The organism is Streptomyces sp. BF23-19 (genome assembly GCF_041106355.1).
Lineage (GTDB): Bacteria > Actinomycetota > Actinomycetes > Streptomycetales > Streptomycetaceae > Streptomyces > Streptomyces virginiae_A.
In genome coordinates this window covers 1-18,801 of the sequence record NZ_JBGBPT010000106.1, presented here as the reverse complement: position 1 = coordinate 18,801, position 18,801 = coordinate 1, and the positions used below count along the sequence as shown (strand labels likewise).

General features: G+C 74.9%; 15 protein-coding genes, 1 tRNA gene and 1 pseudogene. 10 read left to right on the top strand and 7 right to left on the bottom strand.

The annotated features are described in order from the left end of the window. Positions 1–75 precede the first annotated feature (75 nt). Both lpdA and AB8A24_RS38190 read left to right on the top strand, forming a co-directional pair. A complete protein-coding gene (lpdA, locus tag AB8A24_RS38195) occupies positions 76–1,488 on the top strand; it encodes a dihydrolipoyl dehydrogenase (RefSeq protein ID WP_369478788.1) in 1,413 nt (470 codons plus the stop codon). Between the two features lie 138 nt (positions 1,489–1,626). Beyond that, entirely contained in the window at positions 1,627–2,922 is a 1,296-nt protein-coding gene (locus AB8A24_RS38190) for a M14 family zinc carboxypeptidase (RefSeq protein ID WP_369478791.1), read from the top strand. Positions 2,923–2,928: 6 nt separating this feature from the next. On the opposite strand, the gene AB8A24_RS38185 is transcribed toward AB8A24_RS38190, so the two are convergent. Then, positions 2,929–3,795 carry a 2OG-Fe(II) oxygenase gene (locus AB8A24_RS38185; protein WP_369478787.1) on the bottom strand — a complete coding sequence of 289 codons (867 nt, stop codon included), beginning with the start codon at positions 3,793–3,795 and terminating at the stop codon, positions 2,929–2,931. Positions 3,796–4,006: 211 nt separating this feature from the next. Here AB8A24_RS38185 and AB8A24_RS38180 point away from each other — a divergent pair, with 211 nt between their 5' ends. Then, the gene (locus AB8A24_RS38180) at positions 4,007–5,122 is read left to right on the top strand and encodes a MerR family transcriptional regulator (protein WP_328961116.1); all 1,116 of its coding nucleotides are present in this window, start codon (positions 4,007–4,009) and stop codon (positions 5,120–5,122) included. Here the strand turns inward: AB8A24_RS38180 and AB8A24_RS38175 are convergent. Further along, entirely contained in the window at positions 5,112–5,591 is a 480-nt protein-coding gene (locus AB8A24_RS38175) for an N-acetyltransferase family protein (protein ID WP_369478786.1), read from the bottom strand. The two genes, AB8A24_RS38180 and AB8A24_RS38175, sit on opposite strands and share 11 nt — an antisense overlap. 73 nt (positions 5,592–5,664) lie before the next feature. Beyond that, a complete protein-coding gene (locus AB8A24_RS38170) occupies positions 5,665–6,228 on the bottom strand; it encodes an FHA domain-containing protein (RefSeq protein WP_369478785.1) in 564 nt (187 codons plus the stop codon). Positions 6,229–6,380: 152 nt separating this feature from the next. On the opposite strand from AB8A24_RS38170, the gene treZ reads away from it, so the two are divergent. Next, positions 6,381–8,096: a malto-oligosyltrehalose trehalohydrolase gene (gene treZ / locus AB8A24_RS38165; RefSeq protein ID WP_369478790.1), complete on the top strand. Its 1,716-nt coding sequence runs from the start codon at positions 6,381–6,383 to the stop codon at positions 8,094–8,096. 3 nt (positions 8,097–8,099) lie between these two features. Here the strand turns inward: treZ and AB8A24_RS38160 are convergent, their stop codons facing one another. Continuing rightward, complete coding sequence (locus AB8A24_RS38160; RefSeq protein WP_328961119.1) at positions 8,100–9,224, bottom strand: aminopeptidase P family protein; 1,125 nt, start codon at positions 9,222–9,224, stop codon at positions 8,100–8,102. Then, positions 9,221–9,568: a LysR substrate-binding domain-containing protein gene (locus AB8A24_RS38155; protein WP_369478789.1), complete on the bottom strand. Its 348-nt coding sequence runs from the start codon at positions 9,566–9,568 to the stop codon at positions 9,221–9,223. The genes AB8A24_RS38160 and AB8A24_RS38155 overlap by 4 nt, the downstream gene beginning before the upstream one ends. Before the next feature lie 111 nt (positions 9,569–9,679). On the opposite strand from AB8A24_RS38155, the pseudogene AB8A24_RS38150 reads away from it, so the two are divergent. Then, positions 9,680–10,072: pseudogene (locus AB8A24_RS38150) on the top strand (hypothetical protein); the annotation flags it as partial. A gap of 74 nt (positions 10,073–10,146) precedes the next feature. Then, a tRNA-His gene (locus tag AB8A24_RS38145) sits at positions 10,147–10,219 on the top strand. A gap of 82 nt (positions 10,220–10,301) precedes the next feature. On the opposite strand, the gene AB8A24_RS38140 is transcribed toward AB8A24_RS38145, so the two are convergent. Then, positions 10,302–11,057 carry an alpha/beta fold hydrolase gene (locus AB8A24_RS38140; RefSeq protein WP_030719932.1) on the bottom strand — a complete coding sequence of 252 codons (756 nt, stop codon included), beginning with the start codon at positions 11,055–11,057 and terminating at the stop codon, positions 10,302–10,304. Positions 11,058–11,126: 69 nt separating this feature from the next. Between AB8A24_RS38140 and AB8A24_RS38135 the strand changes: the two genes are divergently transcribed. Further along, positions 11,127–11,858: a hypothetical protein gene (locus AB8A24_RS38135; protein WP_369478784.1), complete on the top strand. Its 732-nt coding sequence runs from the start codon at positions 11,127–11,129 to the stop codon at positions 11,856–11,858. Here AB8A24_RS38135 and AB8A24_RS38130 read toward each other — a convergent pair. After that, positions 11,845–13,905: a phosphocholine-specific phospholipase C gene (locus AB8A24_RS38130; protein ID WP_328961122.1), complete on the bottom strand. Its 2,061-nt coding sequence runs from the start codon at positions 13,903–13,905 to the stop codon at positions 11,845–11,847. The two genes, AB8A24_RS38135 and AB8A24_RS38130, sit on opposite strands and share 14 nt — an antisense overlap. Positions 13,906–14,090: 185 nt before the next feature. Here AB8A24_RS38130 and AB8A24_RS38125 point away from each other — a divergent pair, with 185 nt between their 5' ends. From AB8A24_RS38125 to AB8A24_RS38115, 3 genes are all read left to right on the top strand, one after another. After that, the gene (locus tag AB8A24_RS38125; protein ID WP_369478783.1) at positions 14,091–16,445 is read left to right on the top strand and encodes a hypothetical protein; all 2,355 of its coding nucleotides are present in this window, start codon (positions 14,091–14,093) and stop codon (positions 16,443–16,445) included. Between the two features lies 1 nt (position 16,446). Then, positions 16,447–17,739 carry a hypothetical protein gene (locus AB8A24_RS38120; protein WP_369478782.1) on the top strand — a complete coding sequence of 431 codons (1,293 nt, stop codon included), beginning with the start codon at positions 16,447–16,449 and terminating at the stop codon, positions 17,737–17,739. Further along, positions 17,736–18,801, top strand: a 1,066-nt coding sequence (locus AB8A24_RS38115) for a GTPase-associated protein 1-related protein (RefSeq protein ID WP_369478781.1), incomplete at its 3' end; no start/stop codon positions are given. The genes AB8A24_RS38120 and AB8A24_RS38115, both read left to right, overlap by 4 nt.

Sequence of the window (18,801 nt, the reverse complement as noted above, 5' to 3'; positions counted from 1 at the left end):
AGCATAAAGATCCTGCATGACCTTCAGAAGATCATTTCCTTGGACTTGACCCGACGGGAGGGACAGGCTGGCCACATGACCGAGGACAGCACAGTGGATGTGATCGTGATCGGCGGCGGCACGGGCGGCTACAGCACCGCCCTGCGCGCCTCGGCCCTGGGCCTGAGCGTCCTGCTCGCGGAACGTGACAAGGTCGGCGGGACCTGCCTGCACCGGGGCTGCATCCCCAGCAAGGCCATGCTGCACGCGGCGGAACTCGTCGACGGTATAGCCGAGGCGCGCGAGCGCTGGGGGGTCCGGGCGAGCGTGGAGTCGGTCGACTGGTCGGCCCTGACCGCCACCCGGGACGACATCGTCTCCCGCAACCACAAGGGTGTGGAAGGCCACTTGGAGCACGCCGGGGTACGGGTGGTGCGCAGCGGCGCCCGGTTGACGGGGCCACGCACCGTACGGACCGACGACGGACGGGAGTTCACCGCCACCCGGGGCATCGTCCTGGCCACCGGATCCCGGCCGCGTACCCTGCCCGGCCTGGAGCCCGACGGCCACACGGTGGTGACCAGTGACGACGCGCTGTTCGCGCCCGGTCTGCCGGCTTCGGTGCTGGTGCTGGGCGGCGGGGCGATCGGGGTGGAGTACGCGTCCTTCCACCGTTCCATGGGCGCCGAGGTGACCCTGGTCGAGGCCGCGGACCGGCTGGTCCCGCTGGAGGACGCGGACGTGTCCCGGCATCTGGCGCGGGGGCTGAAGAAGCGCGGGATCGACGTGCGGACCGGGGCCCGGCTGGAGGGGGCCGAGCGGCTCGCCTCCGGGGGCGTCCGGGCCACCGTGCGCACCGCGCGCGGAGAGCTGCGGGAGATCGGGGCGGAGCGGCTGCTGGTGGCGGTCGGACGGGTCCCGGTGACCGACGGCCTGGACCTCGCGGCGGCCGGACTGGCCACCGACGAGCGGGGGTTCGTGGCTCCGGCCCACTGGTCCCGGCTGGAGACCGCCGTCCCGGGGATCCATGTGGTGGGCGACCTGCTGCCGCCGCCCTCGCTCGGGCTGGCCCACGCCTCCTTCGCGGAAGGGCTGCTGGTCGCCGAGACCCTGGCCGGGGTGGCGAGCGCGCCGGTGGACTACGCGGCGGTGCCACGGGTGACCTACTCGGCCCCGCAGACCGCCGCCGTCGGGCTGACGGAGTCGCAGGCGCGCGAGGCGGCGTACGACGTGGTGGTGAACACGATGCCGCTGACCGCCGTGGCCAAGGGCATGGTGCACGGGCAGGGCGGCACGGTGAAGGTGGTCGCGGAGCGGGGCGGGCGGGTGCTCGGCGTGCACCTGGTGGGGCCGCACGTGTCGGAGATGATCGCGGAGAGCCAGCTCATCGTGGGCTGGGACGCGGAGCCGGCCGATGTGGCCCGGCACATCCACGCCCACCCGACGCTGTCGGAGGCGGTCGGGGAGGCCTTCCTCAGCCTGGCGGGCCGCGGCCTGCACCAGCGGTAGCCCGGGGCGATCCGATCGGCGGCGCCGGCCGCGACCGGTCGGGGCCGCAGGCCTTGGCCAGGGGTTTTCTCGCCGATCGGGGGAACTGCGGAGCCCTGGGAGCAGTAGGCGGTGGGCCCTCGGGGCATGGCATCCCTTGTGACTCTCCTCCGTGACATGTGCTACCCCACACCGCGAGAACTCGGGCTCGCTGCCCGCGCTCTGGCGGACGAACACCCCGACGAGGTCCGGCTCCGCCAGGCCGGCACCTCCCGGGCCGGGCAGCCGCTCTGGGTGCTGTCCGTCGCCGCGACGGGCGGCGCCCCGCGCGGGGCCGACCGCAGTGTCCTCGTCGTCGCCGGGGCGCACGCCAACGAGCCCGTCGGCGGCGCCACCGCCCTCTCGCTGGTCCGGCGCCTCCTCGACGACCCGACGCCGCGGGCCGGCTGCGGCTGGCACTTCCTGCTCTGCGCCGACCCCGACGGCGCGAACCTGCACCGCACCCCCCACCCGTACTCGCTGCTGGACTACCACCGGAACTTCTTCCGGCCGCCCGGCCCCGAACAGCCCGAGTGGGCGCCGTCCTTACTGCCCCCGGACCGGCTCCCGCCCGAGACCCTGGCCCTGATCGCGCTCATCGACGAACTCCGGCCCGTCCTGCAGGTCTCCCTGCACGCCACCGACCTCGGCGGTTCCTGGGTGCAGCTCACCCGGGACGTACCCGGCCTCGCCGAGCCCTTCGCGAAGTCGGCCGCCGACCTGCGCATCCCGGTGGAGAACGGGGCCTCGGACGCGGCCGGCTGGCCCTCCCCCGGGCCCGGGATCTTCGTGATCCCGCAGCCGGGCAGCGAGGCCGCCGGAGCCTTCCACCCGGAGGACACCCGGCTGAGCACCTGGTACCACGCCCACCGCTACGCCGGCACGACCGCCATCGTCGAAGTCCCCATGTGGGCCTCCGACCTGGTGGACGATCCGACCCCGCACCCGGACCCGCGCGGCGCCCTGCGGATGCTGGCCGAGCGGCTCACCTCGGACGCCGCGCTCGTCGCCGGGGTCCGGGGCGGCGCCCACGTACCGCAGGACCCGCGGCCGCACGACGACCCGGCCGCGGCGCCCCTGCTGCGCGCGGTGGACTGGACGCTCGCGCTGATCCCCCGGGTCGCGGCCGAGTGGACGGCCGGGGCTCCGGCCGAGGCCACGGCGGCGTACGTCGCCAGCATCGACGCCTTCGGGCGGCGGCTGTCGCTGCGTGCCGCCGCGATGCTGCTGCGGGTGCTGCGCGCCCAGGAGCATCCCGCGGCGCCCGGGCTGGACCGGCTGGTCACCGGGTGGTGCGAGGACTTCGCGGCCCGTTTCGGAGCCCGCTGGGTCCCGGTGGCCACCCAGGTGGAACATCAGTCCCGGACCGTCCTGGCCGCCTACGACCGTCTCGTGGCGGCAGGCCGGCCGGGCTGAGCGGGGTCAGGTCCGCTTCCCGCCCGGCCCCAGGCGGGTGTCGGGGCCGGGCGGCGGCAGGGCCACCGGCCTGGCTCCGTCGTGGTCCTGGGCCGCGTCGTGGAGGGGCCGGGTGCCTTCGGCCGCGTCCGCCAGCCACCGCCAGACGTCCGGCCGGCGGGCATCCGGCCAGCGGGCCTGCGGGACCGCGGCGGGCTCCCCGCCGGAGATCCATGTCGTGAGGGTGAACCGGTGGTCGGAGAACCGCCCGCTGGGGCAGGTGGACGGCACCACCTCGTGAAAGGCGCCGGAGGGGAAGAAGGCGATGGTGTCGTGCTCGGGCTCGATGGTGCGGTAGGACTCCCCCGGCCGCGCCCGGCCGTCGACCACCACGGTGTCGTACAGGCGGAGTTGGCCACCTCCGAAGCCGCGGGGCGTGCGGTGCAGGTAGTACACCGCGGACAATGCCCGACTCACGTCCCGGACGCGTGAGGCGTCGGTGTGGAGGCCGAAGTGGCCGCCTTCGCCGTGCGCCGTCAGGACGGTCAACGACTCCACGAGCGCGGCCCGGTGGCCGAGGACCTCTTGGACGAGCGGCAGACAGTCCGCCAGATGGGCACTGAACACCTCGCTGGTCACGGGAAGGACCAGCGAGTCCCGCCCCTTGCGGGACACCTGCCCGGTCAGGGGGTCCAGGACGGTCCCCGCCCTGAAGTCCTCCTCCCGCGCTGTCGCGTACTCCAGCAGGGCGGCGGCGCGCTCCGCCCCCAGGAAGTTCTCGAAACGGCAGACCGGCGCCGGTACCGCGAGCGCGGGGGACCACCGGTCGGAGGGCGGCAGTACGCGGGGGCCGATTTCCATCGGCGTGGCCGGTTCCATCGTGTATCCGCTCATAGCCCGGAACCGTACGACGGCGGCCGTCCGTGCCGAAGGAGCACAGGGGGGCGCACGGAAGTGCGCGGTGCCCGCCCGCGCCGACCGTCCGACGCGGCTCGACCGGCGGGCAGGTCACCGGGAAGCGGAACCGGACCGGGGAGGCTTTCGCCGCGGGATCGCGCGTACGGCTCTTGACCCTCACGTGGCGTCAGGCCGCACAGTCGGTGCCATGGACGATCACTGGACCGTGGGACGCGTGGCCGAGCTGGCCGGCGTGAGCGTCCGCACGCTGCACCACTACGACGACATCGGGCTCGTCCGGCCTTCGGCACGGACCGCGGCCGGGTACCGGGCCTACTCGGCCGACGACATGGAGCGGCTGCGGGAGGTGCTGGCCTACCGGCGGTTGGGCTTCGGGCTGCGGGAGGTCGCGCAACTGGTCGGCGACCCGTCCACCGACGCGGCGGCACACCTGCGCCGACTGCGCGGCCTGCTGCTGGAGCGGCGGGATCGGGCCGACGCCATGGTGGCGGCCATCGACCGGGAACTGGAAGCACGGGCGAAGGGACGGAAGGTGACACCGGAGGAGCAACTGGAGGTGCTCGGCGCCCGGCTGTACGACACGATCGGCGGCGCCTACCCCGCGACACGGCGTACCGAGCCGCGGATCGCCGCGCGGATCTGGGGCGCGCTCGGGGACGCGCGGACGGTGCTGAACGTCGGGGCCGGCACCGGCTCCTACGAGCCCACCGACCGCGAGGTGATCGCGGTGGAGCCGTCGGCGGTCATGCGGGGCCAACGGCCCGCCGGTTCGGCGCCGTGCGTGGCCGCCGCCGCCGAGAGCCTGCCGTTCGAGGACGGGGCCTTCGACGTCGCGATGGCCGTCTCCACCGTTCACCACTGGGGGGACCCGATCGTGGGGCTGCGCGAGATGCGGCGCGTGGCCCGCCGCGTGGTGGTACTCACCTTCGACACCGACGAGCCCGGCTGGCAGGACCGGTTCTGGCTCACCCGCGACTACCTGCCCGAGTTCGCCGGCGTCCTCGCGGAGTTCCCCTCGCTCGCCGCGATGGCCGACGCGATCGGCGCCCGCGCCGAGCCGGTGCCCGTCCCGTGGGACTGCGCCGACGGCCTGTTCGAGGCGTACTGGCGCCGACCGGAGGCGTATCTGGAGGAGCACGTGCGCCGGGCGATGTCGGTGTGGACGAGGGTCGGGCCGAAGGCCGAGCGGCGGGCGGTGCGAAGCCTCGGGGACGACCTCGCCTCCGGCCGGTGGGCCGAACGCAACGGCGACCTCGCCGACCTCGACGCGGCGGATCTGGGCCTGCGCCTGCTCATGGCGTGAACGGCGCCGCCTCCACCGTGAGGGCGTAGCGGAGTTTCGGCCTGCCGGTGGCTCCGAGGCGGTCGTAGAAACGGATCGCGCCCTCGTTCCAGTCCGGGGTCTGCCACTGGACCTGGTCGAGGCCGAGCGCGCGGGCCAAGTCCCTCACGCCCTCCATCAGGGCGGCGCCGAGGCCGTGGCCGCGGGCCTCCTCCGCCAGGTAGAGGCAGTCCATGTGCAGGTAGTGCCGGGCGTCCCAGAAGGCGAACTCGGCGGAGCAGGCCGCGTATCCGGCGACCGTGCCGTCCGGGGTCTCGGCGAGCAGCACCCACAGCCGGGCGTCCTCGGCGAACAGCTGCGGGCCGAGGCGTTCGGCGACGTCCGGCGGGCGCGGCGCCGACCTCTCGTACGCCACGTGCTCGTGGACGAGTTCGACCAGGCGGGGCAGGTCCCCCACGCGTGCGCGGCGGATGACGGTGGTGTGTTCCATGACGGCCATCCTGCGCGCCCGCTCGCGGCGCCGGACCGGCGGGGCACCCCCGGCGGACGCGGGGGGGGCGTCCTCAGCTCGACGAGAGCCGGAAGATCATGTTCCCGAAGCCGACCTGGTCCCCGTCGCGGACCACCGCGGAGCCGGTCACCCGGTGCCCGTTGACCGTGGTCCCGTTGGTGGAGCCGAGGTCCTTGAGCACCCAGACCCCGCCGCGCAGGCTGAGCTCCGCGTGCGCCCGGGAGACCGTCTCGTGGCTGAGCCGCAGCCCGTTGCCGGGGTCGCGGCCGATCCGCAGGGCGGCCGCGCTCGGGTGCGGCAGCAGCAGCTTGGGCAGGCGCTCCGCGTTCCAGGCGCGCCGCACCCCGAGCGAGACGGCCGAGGCCCGGCCGACCCAGCCGAACAGCCGACGGGTCCAAGGGCTTTCGGCGGCGTCCCGGGTCTGGAGGTCGGCCGTGAGCACCGCCAGGTCCTCGGAGCGGCGCGCGACCAGGGCGAGTTCCATCCGGCGCAGGAAGGTGTCGTGGGACAGCTTGCCGAGGGCCGCGCCCTCCCGGAGCTGGCCCAGCGCCCGGTCGCGCTCGGCGTCGGACAGCCGCGGCGCGGGGAAGGCGGGAATCTCGAAACTGGACGTCACAGGGTGATTGTCGGCCCGTCGGGGCCGGAGTGTCCAGAACTCCCCCGCCGCGCCCGGAATGATGGGCACGATACGCATGCTGGACACCGCCGCCGACGAGGGGACCGTCCGTGCAGTTCGAGGTGTGGGCACCACTGACAGGGCACGTCGCCATGCTGCTCGACGGGGCGACGTACGACATGGCACGCGATCCGGACCGGGACGGCTGGTGGACCGTGGAGGCCCCGGCCGCCGACGGGAGTCGCTACGGATTCCTGCTCGACGGCGACAGCCCCGGCGCCGGCGCCCGCCCGGACCCGCGCGGGCGGCGGCTGCCCGACGGACCCGACGGCCTGTCGGCGGTGGTCGACCTGGCGGCCCTCGCCCCACGGCCGGCGCCGGCGCCGCGGACCCGCCTCCAGGACGCGGTCCTGTACGAGCTGCACATCGGCACCTTCACCCCCGAGGGCACCTTCGACGCGGCCGCCGCCCGGCTCGGGCACCTCACCGCCCTCGGCGTCACGCACGTGGAGCTGATGCCCGTCTGCTCCTTCTCCGGCCGGCACGGCTGGGGGTACGACGGGGTCGCGCCCTGGTCGGTGCACGAACCGTACGGCGGCCCGGCCGGCCTGGCCCGTTTCACGGCCGCCGCGCACGAGGCGGGGCTGGGCGTGGTGCTGGACGTGGTCCACAACCATCTCGGCCCGTCCGGCAACCACCTGCCCGCCTTCGGCCCGTACTTCACCGACAGCCACCACACCCCGTGGGGCTCCGCGGTGAACCTGGACGCGGCCGGATCCGACGAGGTACGCGCCTACCTGCTCGGCAGCGCCCTGGCCTGGCTGCGCGACTACGGGATCGACGGGCTGCGGCTCGACGCCGTGCACGCGCTGGCCGACGACCGGGCGCTGACCTTCCTGGAGGAACTGTCCGCGGCCGTGGACGAACTGGCCGCCGACACCGGCCGCCCGCTGTTCCTGATCGCCGAGTCGGACCGCTGCGACCCGCGCACCACCACCCCGCGCGCCGCCGGCGGCCTGGGCCTGCACGCCCAGTGGAACGACGACTTCCACCACGCCCTGCACTGCGCGCTGACGGGCGAATCCCAGGCGTACTACGCCGACTTCGCCGCGGCCCCGCTCGGCGCCCTCGCCAAGACCATGACCCGGGTCTTCTTCCACGACGGGACCTGGTCCTCCTTCCGCGGCCGCACCCACGGCCGCCCGGTGGACCACCGCCGCACCCCGGCCCACCGCTTCCTCGGCTACACCCAGACCCACGACCAGATCGGCAACCGGGCGCTCGGCGACCGGCTCTCCGCCTCGCTCTCCCCCGGGCTGCTGGCGTGCGCCGCGACCGTGGCCCTGACGGGGCCGTTCGTGCCGATGCTGTTCATGGGCGAGGAGTGGGGCGCCAGGACGCCCTGGCAGTACTTCACCGACCATCCCGACCCGGGGCTCGCCGAGGCGGTACGGTCCGGCCGCCGCCGGGAGTTCGCGGCGCACGGCTGGAAGGCCGAGGAGATCCCGGACCCGCAGGACCCGGCCACCCGGGACCGCTCCCGCCTGGACTGGGCGGAGCCCGAACAGGCCGTCCACGCCCGCCTGCTGGACTGGTACCGCACCCTGATCGCGTTCCGCCGCACCCATCACGACCTGCGCGACCCGGACCTGGCGGCGGTCCGGGTCGCCCACGACGAGGAGCGGCGCTGGCTCACCTTCCGGCGGGGCGACGTCCGGGTGGCCGTGAACCTCTCCCCGGACCCGGTGACCATCGCGCTGGGCCGCAACGGGGTACGGGTGCTGGCCGCCTGGGAGCCGGTCGCGCATCCGGGTCCCGACGGGCGGATCCACGTACCGGGCGAAACGGCGGTCGTCCTCGCCCCGTGAGGGTCACTCCACGACGGCCAGCTCGCGCGGGGCGTTGTTGAGGCGGCGCCCACCGTCCTGCGTGACGGTCACGATGTCCTCGATGCGGACGCCGAACCGGCCCGGCAGGTAGACGCCCGGCTCCACGGAGAAGCACATGCCGGGGACCAGCGGCTGCTCCTCGCCCTCGACCATGTACGGGGGCTCGTGGGTGGTGACGCCGATGCCGTGCCCGGTGCGGTGGATGAAGCGGTCCCCGTAGCCGAACTCGGTGATCACCGCGCGGGCGGCCCGGTCGATCTCCTGGCAGGAGACCCCCGGCCGGACCGCGGCCACACCGGCCTGCTGGGCCTCGCGGACGATGTCGTGGACCCGCTGCTCCTCGGCGGTGGGCTCGCCGACGTGCACGGTGCGGGAGATGTCGGAGCCGTAGCCGTACCGCAGGCCGCCGAAGTCGAGGACCACCATGTCGCCGCGGCGGATCACGCGGTCGCCGGCCTCGTGGTGCGGGTTGGCCCCGTTGGGGCCGGAGCCGACGACCGTGAAGTCGACCTGGGAGTGGCCGTGCGCGCGCAGCAGGCCCGCCAGGTCGGCGGCGACGTCGCTCTCCCGGCGGTCGGCGAACGGGAGGTGGACGACCTGCGCGTAGGCGGCGTCGGCGGCGGCCCCCGCCGCGGCGAGGCGCTCCAGCTCCCGCTCGTCCTTGACGGCGCGGAGCATGGGCAGGCAGTCGGTGAGCGGCGCGTAGGAGCTGTTCGGCAGTTCCCGCTGCAGGCCCAGCAGGTGCAGGGCCCAGGTGTTGTCGCTCACCCCGAAGCGGCCGCGGAAGTCCAGCAGCGGGGCGGTGACGGCGTACGGGTCCTTCCCGTCGGCCCAGTCCCGCAGGGTCAGCGCGGTGGCGCCCGGGGCCTGCTCCGCGTCGGGTGCCTCCAGCGCGGGCACGACGAGCACCGGGTCCTGCCCGGCGGCCAGCACGAGCAGGGTCAGCCGCTCGGTCTCGGCGGTGGGCCGGTACCCCGTGAGGTGTGTGAGGTCGGGCCCGGGGGAGATCAGCAGGCCGGCGAGTCCCGCGTCGGCTGCGGTCTGGGCGGCGGCGGCCATCCGGGCGGCGTAGTCATCGGCCGTGAAGGGTGCGGGTTCACGTGTCATACGGGTGATCCTGCCGTGAGCCGCGCGGCGAGGGCAGCGGCCACGCCGGTCGGAGTTCCCGGGGAGAGGAGCTCCGTACGGTGCACCAGCCGCGGGGCCGACAGCGGTACGGCGACCCCCGCACGGGCGGCCTGCGCCAAGCGGCGCGGCAGCAGCACGAGGCCGTGCCCGGCGGTGGCGAGGGCGCAGAGCGCGAGCAGGTCGGTGCCGTCGTAGCGGACGGAGGCGCGGGCGGCGGTGAGCGGCAGCCCGACGCCCGGGGCGTCGATCCAGCGTGCGTCGGCGAGGTCGTCCAGCCGGAGCGAGGGCCGCCGGGCGAAGGGGTGCCCGGCGGGCAGCAGCACGGCCGACTCCTCCTCCCCCGCGCCCGTCACGGTGAGCGGGGCCACATCGGGCAGCCGCAGCGGATCGCTCGGCGCGGCGAGGCCGTCGACGAGGCCGACCCCGGGACGGTGGACCCGCTGATCGCGCCGCTCGCCTGTTCGCTCGTCGGGCACGAGGGTCTCGTACGGTGCGAGCCCGGCTCGCTCGCCGAGGCCGCGCTCGGGGCGGAGCGGTCGATGGAGCGCTACCACTGCTCGTACGGGCCCGCGGCCCCGCACCTGCCGGAGCTCACCGCGCACGGCCTGCGGCTGTCGGGGCGCGACGAGGACGGCCAGGTGCGGATCGCGGAGCTGCCCGGGCACCCCTTCTTCCTGGCCACGCTGTTCCAGCCGGAGCTGCACGGGGACGGGTCGCGGCCGCACCCGATCGTCCGGGCGCTCGCCGCGGCCGCCGTCGCCCGTGCCGTGGCCGACACCTCCGGCCGGGCTTCCGGCCTGGCCGGAAGCGGGTCCGCCGCCCGATAAGGCGTCGCGGGACCACCCCTCTGATCGGCTATGCTGTGCTTGCACATCGAACGGGCGGTCCGCCGCCCTTCGTGGTGGGTGTAGCTCAGTTGGTAGAGCACCTGGTTGTGGTCCAGGTGGCCGCGGGTTCAAGTCCCGTCACTCACCCTGTTGATCCCGTGGGGTACGAGGTTCCTCGTACCCCACGGGATTTTTTCGTACGCCCGGCCGGTCCGGCCGGGTCACAGCACTAGATCCGGAGGAAGGCCTCCACCTCGGTGACGAAGGCCACGGGGGTCTCGTGCGGCGGGTAGTGGCCGGAACCCGGGACCGTCACGATCCGGCAGTCCGGGTACGAGGCCTGCCAGGTGTCCCGCATCACATCCGGGGTGATCGCGAGGTCGTACTCCCCGACGAGGACGAGCACCGGGACGGTGTTGCCCTTCACGGCGGCGGACAGGTCCAGCGGCTGCCAGCTCGCGAGGTAGCCGGCGAAGGCCTCGGGGCGGGAGACGGCGAGGGAGTGGGCGACCATCCGGTCGAGCCAGTGGCGGCTCACGCGGTTGCCGGTGACCAGGTCGAGGATGACGCGGCGCTTCTCGGGGTCGGTGGCGGCGCCGTGGAAGAGGGCGTGGGTGGCGTCGTCCATCGCGTAGGGCGCGGCCGGGACCGGGGCGAGCCCGATCAGCTTCTCCACCCGCTCGGGGGCGCGGACGAGGACCTGCTGGACGGCCTTGCCGCCCATCGAGTGGCCGAGGAGGGAGAAGGTGTCCCAGCCGAGCTGGTCGGCGAGTTCGAGGACGTCGTCGGCGATCTCGGCCAGCGTGTGGCGGCCGGGGACGTCACGGCGGTCGCCGTAGCCGCGGTAGTCGAGGAAGACGTAGCTGAAGCCCTCGGGGTCCAGGTGGTCCAGTACGGAACCCCAGTTCGCGGAGGTGCCGAACCAGTCGTGCAGCACGATGACGCGGACGGGGCCGGTGCCGATCCTGCGGTGGGCGATGGCCATGCGTTCTCCCTCGGTGACGGGCGACGAAACGGACCCGTACGTTCTGCCCACCGGGTCTACGATCACACCGTGAAGCCGACATCGCGCACGGTGCGCATCGCCGTCACGGCCTCCCGGACGGCCGCCGACCGCCCGCACCACCCGCACCACCCGGACGCGTACGAGATCCTCGACCGGGCCGAGATCGCGGAGGTGCTCGCCCTGTGGCCGCAGGGCGAAGGGCACGGCGACTTCGCCTGCATGTGCCACGGGGGTGGCGGGGTCTCGCTGTACGAGGCCGGCGGCGAGCGCATCAGGTCCGCCGCGCCGACCGGTCCGCTCCGGCCCCTGTTCGATCCGCTGGACTCCGCCGGGCTCCCGGCCCGGCACCGGGACCGGTGGGCGGCCGCCGCCCCGGCGGGACTGCGTGAGTACGCCGCCGACCTGGCCCACGGCACAGTGCCCGGCCCCGCGCACGGGGTGCCGCCGGCCGTGGTGTTCGGCTGGCTGGGGGCCGTACGGGAGGAGCCGCGCGACGCGGCGTGGCTCCTCGCGGAACGGGCCCCCCTCCAGCTGCTGGCCGGGAGGCCGACGGAGGAACTCGCCTGGGCCGTGCGGGAGACGGACCGGGCCGGCCTGGAAGGGGCCGTGCGGTTCTTCGCCGGCGAGGAGTTCACCACCCGGCACCCGAAGCGGCGCCGGGTGCCCGAGACCGCGCGGGACCTCCTGCTCCGGCACGCCCGCAGCCACCGTCCCGCGGACCTCCCGGTCCTGGAACGGCGGCTGCTGCGTGCGGCGGAGGACCGGATCAGACGGTCTTGATCGCCGGGTCCGAGACGCCCGGGGCGCCGGTCTCCACATGTCCGGCGAACCGGCGCAGGAAGGTGGCGTCGGCGTCGGAGACGACCGACACGTCGTACCAGCGGCCCGAGGCGGCGAGGTCCACCGTGTGGGAGACCGTCGCGCCGGCCGCCACCCGGAGGATCTGGGCGGCGCCGCCGTAGGTGTTGGTCACCGTGAGGTTGACGGCCGCCGTCCCGGAGTTGGTCAGGGTCAGGGCCAGATTGCCGCCGGCCGCCAGGTGGCGGGCCGTGACCTCGGGGCCGGCCTTCTTCGCCGGGCCCTTCCAGGTGCGCAGGAAGCCGTTCGGGCCCCACACCGTGAGGTTGATCTGGTTGCCGGTGGAACCGCTGGTGGACCAGGTGTCCGAGAGGGTCTTGCCCGCCTCGACCGTGTAGGGCCAGGGGCCGTCCGTCCGGTTGCCCGAGGTGCTGTGGAAGTGGGCGCCCAGGGTCGGTCCGGAGGCGAAGGTGAGGGTGAACTTGCCGGTGGAGGTGGTGCGGGCACCGTCCACGTAGGGGCTGTAGCCGAGCGCGCGGGTCGGCTTGGCGCCTGCCTCCTGCCGGGGCAGGGTGCCGGTGGCCGGCGGGGTCGGGTGGTAGGAGGGGTGGCGGTCCTTGTCCGGCGGCACGTACCCGGCCGTGGAAGGGAGCGCGGCGGGCGCGGCATCGGCCCGGGTGAAGTCGAAGGCCGAGGTCAGGTCGCCGCAGACGGCGCGGCGCCACGGGGAGATGTTGGGCTCCTGCACGCCGAAGCGCTTCTCCATGAAACGGATGACCGAGGTGTGGTCGAAGGTCTCGGAGCAGACGTAGCCGCCCTTGCTCCAGGGGGAGACCACGATCATCGGGACGCGCGGGCCGAGCCCGTACGGTCCGGCCGCGTAGCCGCCGCCACCGGCGTAGAGGTCCTTCGACACGTCGGCCGTGGACAGGCCCCAGGCGGAGGAGGCCGGCGGGTACGGCGGGACCACGTGGTCGAAGAAGCCGTCGTTCTCGTCGTAGGTGATGAACAGGGCGGTCTTCGCCCAGACCGCCGGGTTCGCGGTCAGCGCGTCCAGGACCTGCGAGATGTACCAGGCGCCGAAGTTCGTCGGCCAGTTCGAGTGCTCGCTGAACGCCTCGGGGGCGGCGATCCAGGAGACCTGGGGCAGGGTGCCGCCCACGACGTCCGCGCGCAGCCGGTCGAAGTAGCCGTCGCCCGCCTTGACGTTCGTGCCCGTGCGGGCCTTCTCGTACAGGGCGCTGCCGGGCTGGGCGTTGCGGTAGTTGTTGAAGTACAGAAGGGAGTTGTCGCCGTAGTTGCCGCGGAAGGCGTCGTTGATCCAGCCCCAGGAACCGGCCGCGTTCAGGCCGTCGCCGATGTCCTGGTAGACCTTCCACGAGACCCCGGCGGACTCCAGCCGCTCGGGGTAGGTCTTCCAGCCGTAACCGGCCTCCTGGTTGCCGAGGACCGGGCCGCCGCCCACGCCGTCGTTGCCCGTGTGACCCGTCCACATGTAGTAGCGGTTCGGGTCCGTGGCTCCGATGAAGGAGCAGTGGTAGGCGTCGCACACCGTGAAGGCGTCGGCGAGGGCGTAGTGGAACGGGATGTCGTTCCGGGTCATGTACGACATGGTCGTGGCCGTCTTGGCCGGGACCCACTTGTCGTACTTGCCGTTGTTGTACGCCTGGTGGCCGCCCGCCCAGTCGTGGTTGAGCCCCTCCAGGAACTGCATGCCGAGGTCCTGGATCTGCGGGTTGAAGGGCAGGATGTCCTTCGTGCCGTTCGACTGGTGGAAGACCGGCTTGCCGTTGTCCTGGAGGACCGGCCGCGGGTCGCCGAAGCCCCGGACACCCTTCATCGCGCCGAAGTAGTGGTCGAAGGACCGGTTCTCCTGCATCAGGACGACGATGTGCTCGATGTCCTGGATCGTTCCGGTGGTGCCCTGCGCCGAGATGGCGGCGGCCCGCGCGATGCTGTCATTCAGCATCGTGAGGGCGGCGGTGCCACCGGCGATCTGCAGGAACCTGCGACGGTTGAGTTCTGCCATGGGGTGACGACCTCTGCGGGTGAGGGGGGAGTCGAGGGGCGCCCCAAGGACAGCGGTCCCGGGGTACCGGCCGGAGATCACTTCGTGACACTGCGCCGTACACCTGGAGAACGAAAAGAGCTCCCGAACGACCTGCGTATCTGCTGAAATGACCTCCCACACACTGCACGGGGGGCGCAGAGCGGATGGCCGGGACCGACTTCGGGCATGCCATCGGGCTGCCCCGTGCGCTCTCCGGCCTGCCGCTGTCGCCGCTCGTGGGAGGGTACGGGGAACTCCTCGCCGCGCAACAGACCCTCGGATTACGCCACTTGGGCGAGTTATTGATCCCGCCCGGCGGTCGCTTACGGCTCCTCGACGGGATCTTCGCCGTCACCGGACCCGGTCGGCGCCGGCACGTGGGCGCCGAGGTGCTGCGGTCGCTGCGCCGGGACCGGCCGGAGCCGGCCGCGGCCTGGTTGCTGGAGCGGCTGGCCGCGATCCAGGAGGCGGACCCCGCCGCCCTGCGCCGGATCCTGCTGTACCAGCTCACCCACCTGCTGCAGGACCATCCCCAGGGGCAGCTGCCCGCCACCGCGGCCGGCTTCGGCGTGGACCCGGCCGAGGCCGCCGCCCTGGTCCAGGCGGCCGCCCGGCGGGCCCGGCTGGACCAGGGGCAGCGGGCCGCCGCCGAGGCCCTGCTCGACGACGTGCCGGCGCACCGGATCCGCTCCGCGGCCCGCCGGGCCGCCCTGCTGCCGCCCGCGGGCGAGGACCGGCCGCTGGCGGCCCTCCTCGTACGGCTGGCCGCCCGGACGGCCGCCGCCGACACCGCGCTCGCGGTGGCCCGGCGGGCCGAGGAGCAGGGGGATCCGGGGCGGGCCTGCCTGCACTACGAGGAGGCCGCGGCGCTGGCGGGCGACTGCCCGCGCGCGGTGCGCGGGCTGGTCCGCACCTACCGGCCCGAGCCCGGGGACCCCGGCCCGCCGCGGTCCGCCCTCGTCCCCGGCGGTGTCGAACTGCGTTGGCCGAGCGGGGACTTCGGGGACACCCGCTGGCGGGTGGTGCGGCTCACCCGCGGGGAGCCGGCCGGCGCCCCGCTCGTCGAGGTGCCGGGGCGGCCGGTCGGCGGCGTGCTCGTGGACGGCGGCGCCGGGATCGGCGAGGAGATCCGCCATGTGGCGCTGCCGCTGCGGGCCGACGGCACCGTCGACGGGCCGCCGTTGATCGCGGCCCCGCTGTCGGTCGCCCCGCCGGTGACCGAGTTGACCGCCGTCGACGGCAACGCGTGGATCGGGGCCTCGTGGACCGCGCCGCCGGACGCGGTCCACTGCGAGGTGACGCTGACCGGGCCGCGGGGACCCGTCCCGGTGCCGCCTGTGGCACGGGCGGGCTCGCGCGAGACACTGCGCGTGGAGGTACCGGCGCCCGGGCGGTACGCGTTGGCGGTGCGGGCCCGGTACGCCCCGAAGGGCCGCGCCGAACACGGCGCGCTGTCCGCGGCCGTGACCGTCCCGGTCACCGTGCACGCCTGGCCGGAGCCCGTGCTCACCCTGACGGCCCTGAGCCGGGAGGCGGGCGGGGTGGAGTTCCGTCGGACCGGCGCCGACGGGGCCGAGGTGCGGCTGGTGCGGTGGCCCGGTACCACCCCTGCCGAGCGGGCCGAACTGACGGCGGCCGAACTGCCGCCGCCGCTGGACTGGGTCGACCCCGGATGGACGGGGCCGGTCACGAACGACCCGGCCACGAGCGTCTCCGGCACGAGCGTCCCTGACCCGGGTGGCCCGGCCGGGGACGGCCCGACCTGTGTCGGGCACCCGCCCCCGGGATCGCAGACCATCGTGTCCGCCGTGTCCGTGCTGGGCGCGCGGGCCGTGGCCGGACCCTCCGTCCTGGTCGAGGCCCCCCTGCCGGTGACCGGCCTCGCGCTGCGGCGGGCCGCGCCCGACGTGGTCGAGGTCGGCTTCGACTGGCCCGGCGCCGCCGGCACCGTCACCGCCGCCGTCACCCAGGACGGCCGGCGCACCGAACTCGCCGTGGCCCGCAGCGTGTTCCTGCGCGAGGGCCTGCGCCTGCCGGTCACCCCGGCCGCGTTGTCCGTCGAGGTCCACGCCGCACCGCGCAGCGCCCGCTCCGTGCTCGCCTCCCCCGGCGGCGACGCGCGGGCCGAACTGCCCGCCGACGTGGCCATCTCCTACGAGCTGGTACCCGGCGCCCGGCGCGGACTGCGCCGCGGGCCCGCCGTCCTGCGGGTCACCGTACGGACGCCGGGTGGCGCACCCGGCCCCGACCTCCCCGGATTCGTCCTCGTGGCCCGGGGGGACGGCGGCCGCGATCCACGGCGCCCGAGCGGCCCGGCCGGCGGCCCGGCCGTGTGCCGGGTGACCGGGGCCGAACTCGCGGCCCCGGCCGCGGGTACCGGGACGGGCACGGTGGAGCGCCCGATCGACACCGCGGTCGCACCCGGCCGCCCGTACGCCCTCCGCGGTTTTCTTCTCGGCGGCGCAGCCGCCTCCGTCCGGCTCGAAGAGCCTCCTCCCCCCACCCTGGTGGTCCGCTGACATGACCTCCGTCGTCTGCCCCTACTGCTTCGACCGGTCCCCGGCGGCCCGGCTGCCCTACCGCTGCCAGACGTCCGCCACGGGGGTGCGCGGAGCCAAGCCTTGCGCCGCCGAACTCGACACCATATGGGCCGACTTCATGGGGCCGAGCGTGGCGCCCGCGCTGAAGATGCGCGGCCCGGTCTTCACCGCCGCACGCGGCCTCGGGCGGCGCCTGACCCCGTACGGGGGCGGATCGCGCGCGGACTGCCCCGCCTGCGGCGGGTCCACGCCGGTACGGGTCTGCCGGCGCTGCCACAGCGACTTCCCGAGCGACTACTGCGACCAGGACACCCGGATCATCGCTCTGCTCGGCCCCAAGGCCTCCGGCAAGAGCACCTACGTCTCGGTCCTGCTCAACGAGCTGCGCGGCAGGGTGGGCCGGGCGTACGGGGCTTCGGTGACCGCGATGGGCGGTGAGACCCAGCGCCGCGACCGCGAGCTGGCCGAGGACCTCTACGACCGGCTGCGGCTGCCGGAGGCCACCCGACCGGCGGCCCTCGGCTTCAACGACCCGCTGCTGTACCGGCTGAGCCTGCCGCTGCGGCGCCGGCTGCGCGGGGACGGCAGCCGGCACACCGCGCTGGTGTTCTTCGACGCGGCGGGCGAGGACCTCGCCAGCGCCGAGGCGATGGACCGCTACACGCACTACCTGGCCGCCGCCGACGGGATCATCCTGCTCGTGGACCCGCTGCAGATCCGGGCGGTGCGCGACCGGCTGCCGGTGGACGACGGGCCGCCGCTGCCCGTCATCGAGACGCCGCCGCAGCAGATCGCCGCCGACCTCGCCGCGCAGCTGCGGGCCCACGGCCGGGGTTCCTCGCGCGGCCGGGTCACCACCCCGGTGGCGGTGGCCGTGACCAAGACGGACTCGCTGACGCCGCTGCTGGAGCCGCATTCGCTGCTGCTGCGCAATGCCGACCACGGCGCCGGCGCGCTGGACGAGGAGGACCGGCGAGCGGTGCACGAGGAGCTGCGCACGCTCATCGACGGCTGGGACTCGGGGGCGCTGCTGCGGCAGTTGGAGCGGGACTTCGCCCAGCTGTCGCTGTTCGGGCTGTCGGCGCTCGGCTCGCCGCCGCCCGCGCACGCGCCGGCCGACGCCCCGAAGTCGGGGCCGCGGCCGCTGCGCGTGGAGGATCCGCTGCTGTGGTTGCTGGGGCTGGGCGGGCTGCTGCCGCGCACCGGTGGCGCCGCCGGCCCGGGTCGCACCGCCGGCACGGGTGGCCGTACCGGCTCCGAGGGGAACTCATGAATCTCGCCCAACTGCACTACACCTCGGAGCCGCCCGGTCCCGACGGCTCCGGTTTCCGGTTCACGGCCGTCAGCCCCGGGGTGCCGGCCGCGCTGCTGCGCGAGGCGGAGCAGCTGATCGGCTACGAGCCGCCCCGGGACGCGCCGTCGCGCCCCGGGCCGCAGGAGCTGGCCGCCTTCCCGCAGGCGCTCAGCCTGAACGTGCTGGCCGACGGCAGCCGGCTGCTGGCGCGCTCGGTGTACACGGGCGCGGACTACAGCGGCCGCTGGGGCAACTTCCACGCCCACGCGGTGCACCTGCCGCAGCCCGCCGGTTCCGGTCCGGCCGTGGGCGAGCTGCCGATCACCGCCTGGGGCTCGCCGCAGTGGGCCACCGCGACCCCGGAGGCCGGCGCTCCGGTACTCGCGGCGGTGCCCGCGCCGGGCCGCCTCGACCGGGCCGCCCTGGCCGCCTTCGTCGCCACCCGCGGCCCCTGGCTGGCCGGCTTCTTCGCCGACGTGCGCCGGCTCGGGGAGGACCCGGACGCCCCGCAGATCGTGCTCGTGGAGGCGGACAGCGAGGCCGTGGCCCGCTGGATCATGCTCGCGTGCAGTGTGCTGCCCCACCAGCGGGGGCAGTGGCTCACCTTCACCACCTACACCCGGCGGCCGCAGCTCGCCCGGCAGCAGATCATCGGGGTGGTGCCCGAGGACGGGCCGAGCCTCGCCGGGCAGGAACACCGCTACCGGGTCTACGACACCATCCGGTCCACCGCCCCCGCCGCCCTGGAGCCGGACGTGTGGGCCGACACCGCCGCGCGGGTCTGGCAGGCGCAGCGCCAGGATCTGGTCGCCGAGGTGCGGCGGCTGGCCGCCGGACCCTACGACGCGGGCCCGCTGGCCGCGCTCGCCCTGGCCGCGGACATCGCCCTGCCCTCCGCCGGCCGGACCGCGGCCGCCGACTGGGTCGCCGGGCACCGGGACGCGCTGGACCACGTACGGCTGCACGCGCTGGACCTCGCGGATGCCCCGCCTGGACCTCGGCGGACCGGACGGTCGGCGCTCGCTCGTGCTGCGGTCCTTC

Bases quoted from the DNA above. Each gene is read 5' to 3' on its own strand.
- AB8A24_RS38140 (WP_030719932.1), bottom strand. From the start codon at position 11,057: ATGGCCATCGCCCACCGCAGGATCGGCACCGGCCCCGTCCGCGTCATC.
- AB8A24_RS38130 (WP_328961122.1), bottom strand. From the start codon at position 13,905: ATGGCAGAACTCAACCGTCGCAGGTTCCTGCAGATCGCCGGTGGCACC.
- AB8A24_RS38185 (WP_369478787.1), bottom strand. From the start codon at position 3,795: ATGAGCGGATACACGATGGAACCGGCCACGCCGATGGAAATCGGCCCC.
- AB8A24_RS38120 (WP_369478782.1), top strand. From the start codon at position 16,447: ATGACCTCCGTCGTCTGCCCCTACTGCTTCGACCGGTCCCCGGCGGCC.
- AB8A24_RS38160 (WP_328961119.1), bottom strand. From the start codon at position 9,224: ATGACACGTGAACCCGCACCCTTCACGGCCGATGACTACGCCGCCCGG.
- lpdA (WP_369478788.1), top strand. From the start codon at position 76: ATGACCGAGGACAGCACAGTGGATGTGATCGTGATCGGCGGCGGCACG.
- AB8A24_RS38180 (WP_328961116.1), top strand. From the start codon at position 4,007: ATGGACGATCACTGGACCGTGGGACGCGTGGCCGAGCTGGCCGGCGTG.
- AB8A24_RS38125 (WP_369478783.1), top strand. From the start codon at position 14,091: ATGGCCGGGACCGACTTCGGGCATGCCATCGGGCTGCCCCGTGCGCTC.
- AB8A24_RS38175 (WP_369478786.1), bottom strand. From the start codon at position 5,591: ATGGAACACACCACCGTCATCCGCCGCGCACGCGTGGGGGACCTGCCC.
- treZ (WP_369478790.1), top strand. From the start codon at position 6,381: ATGCTGCTCGACGGGGCGACGTACGACATGGCACGCGATCCGGACCGG.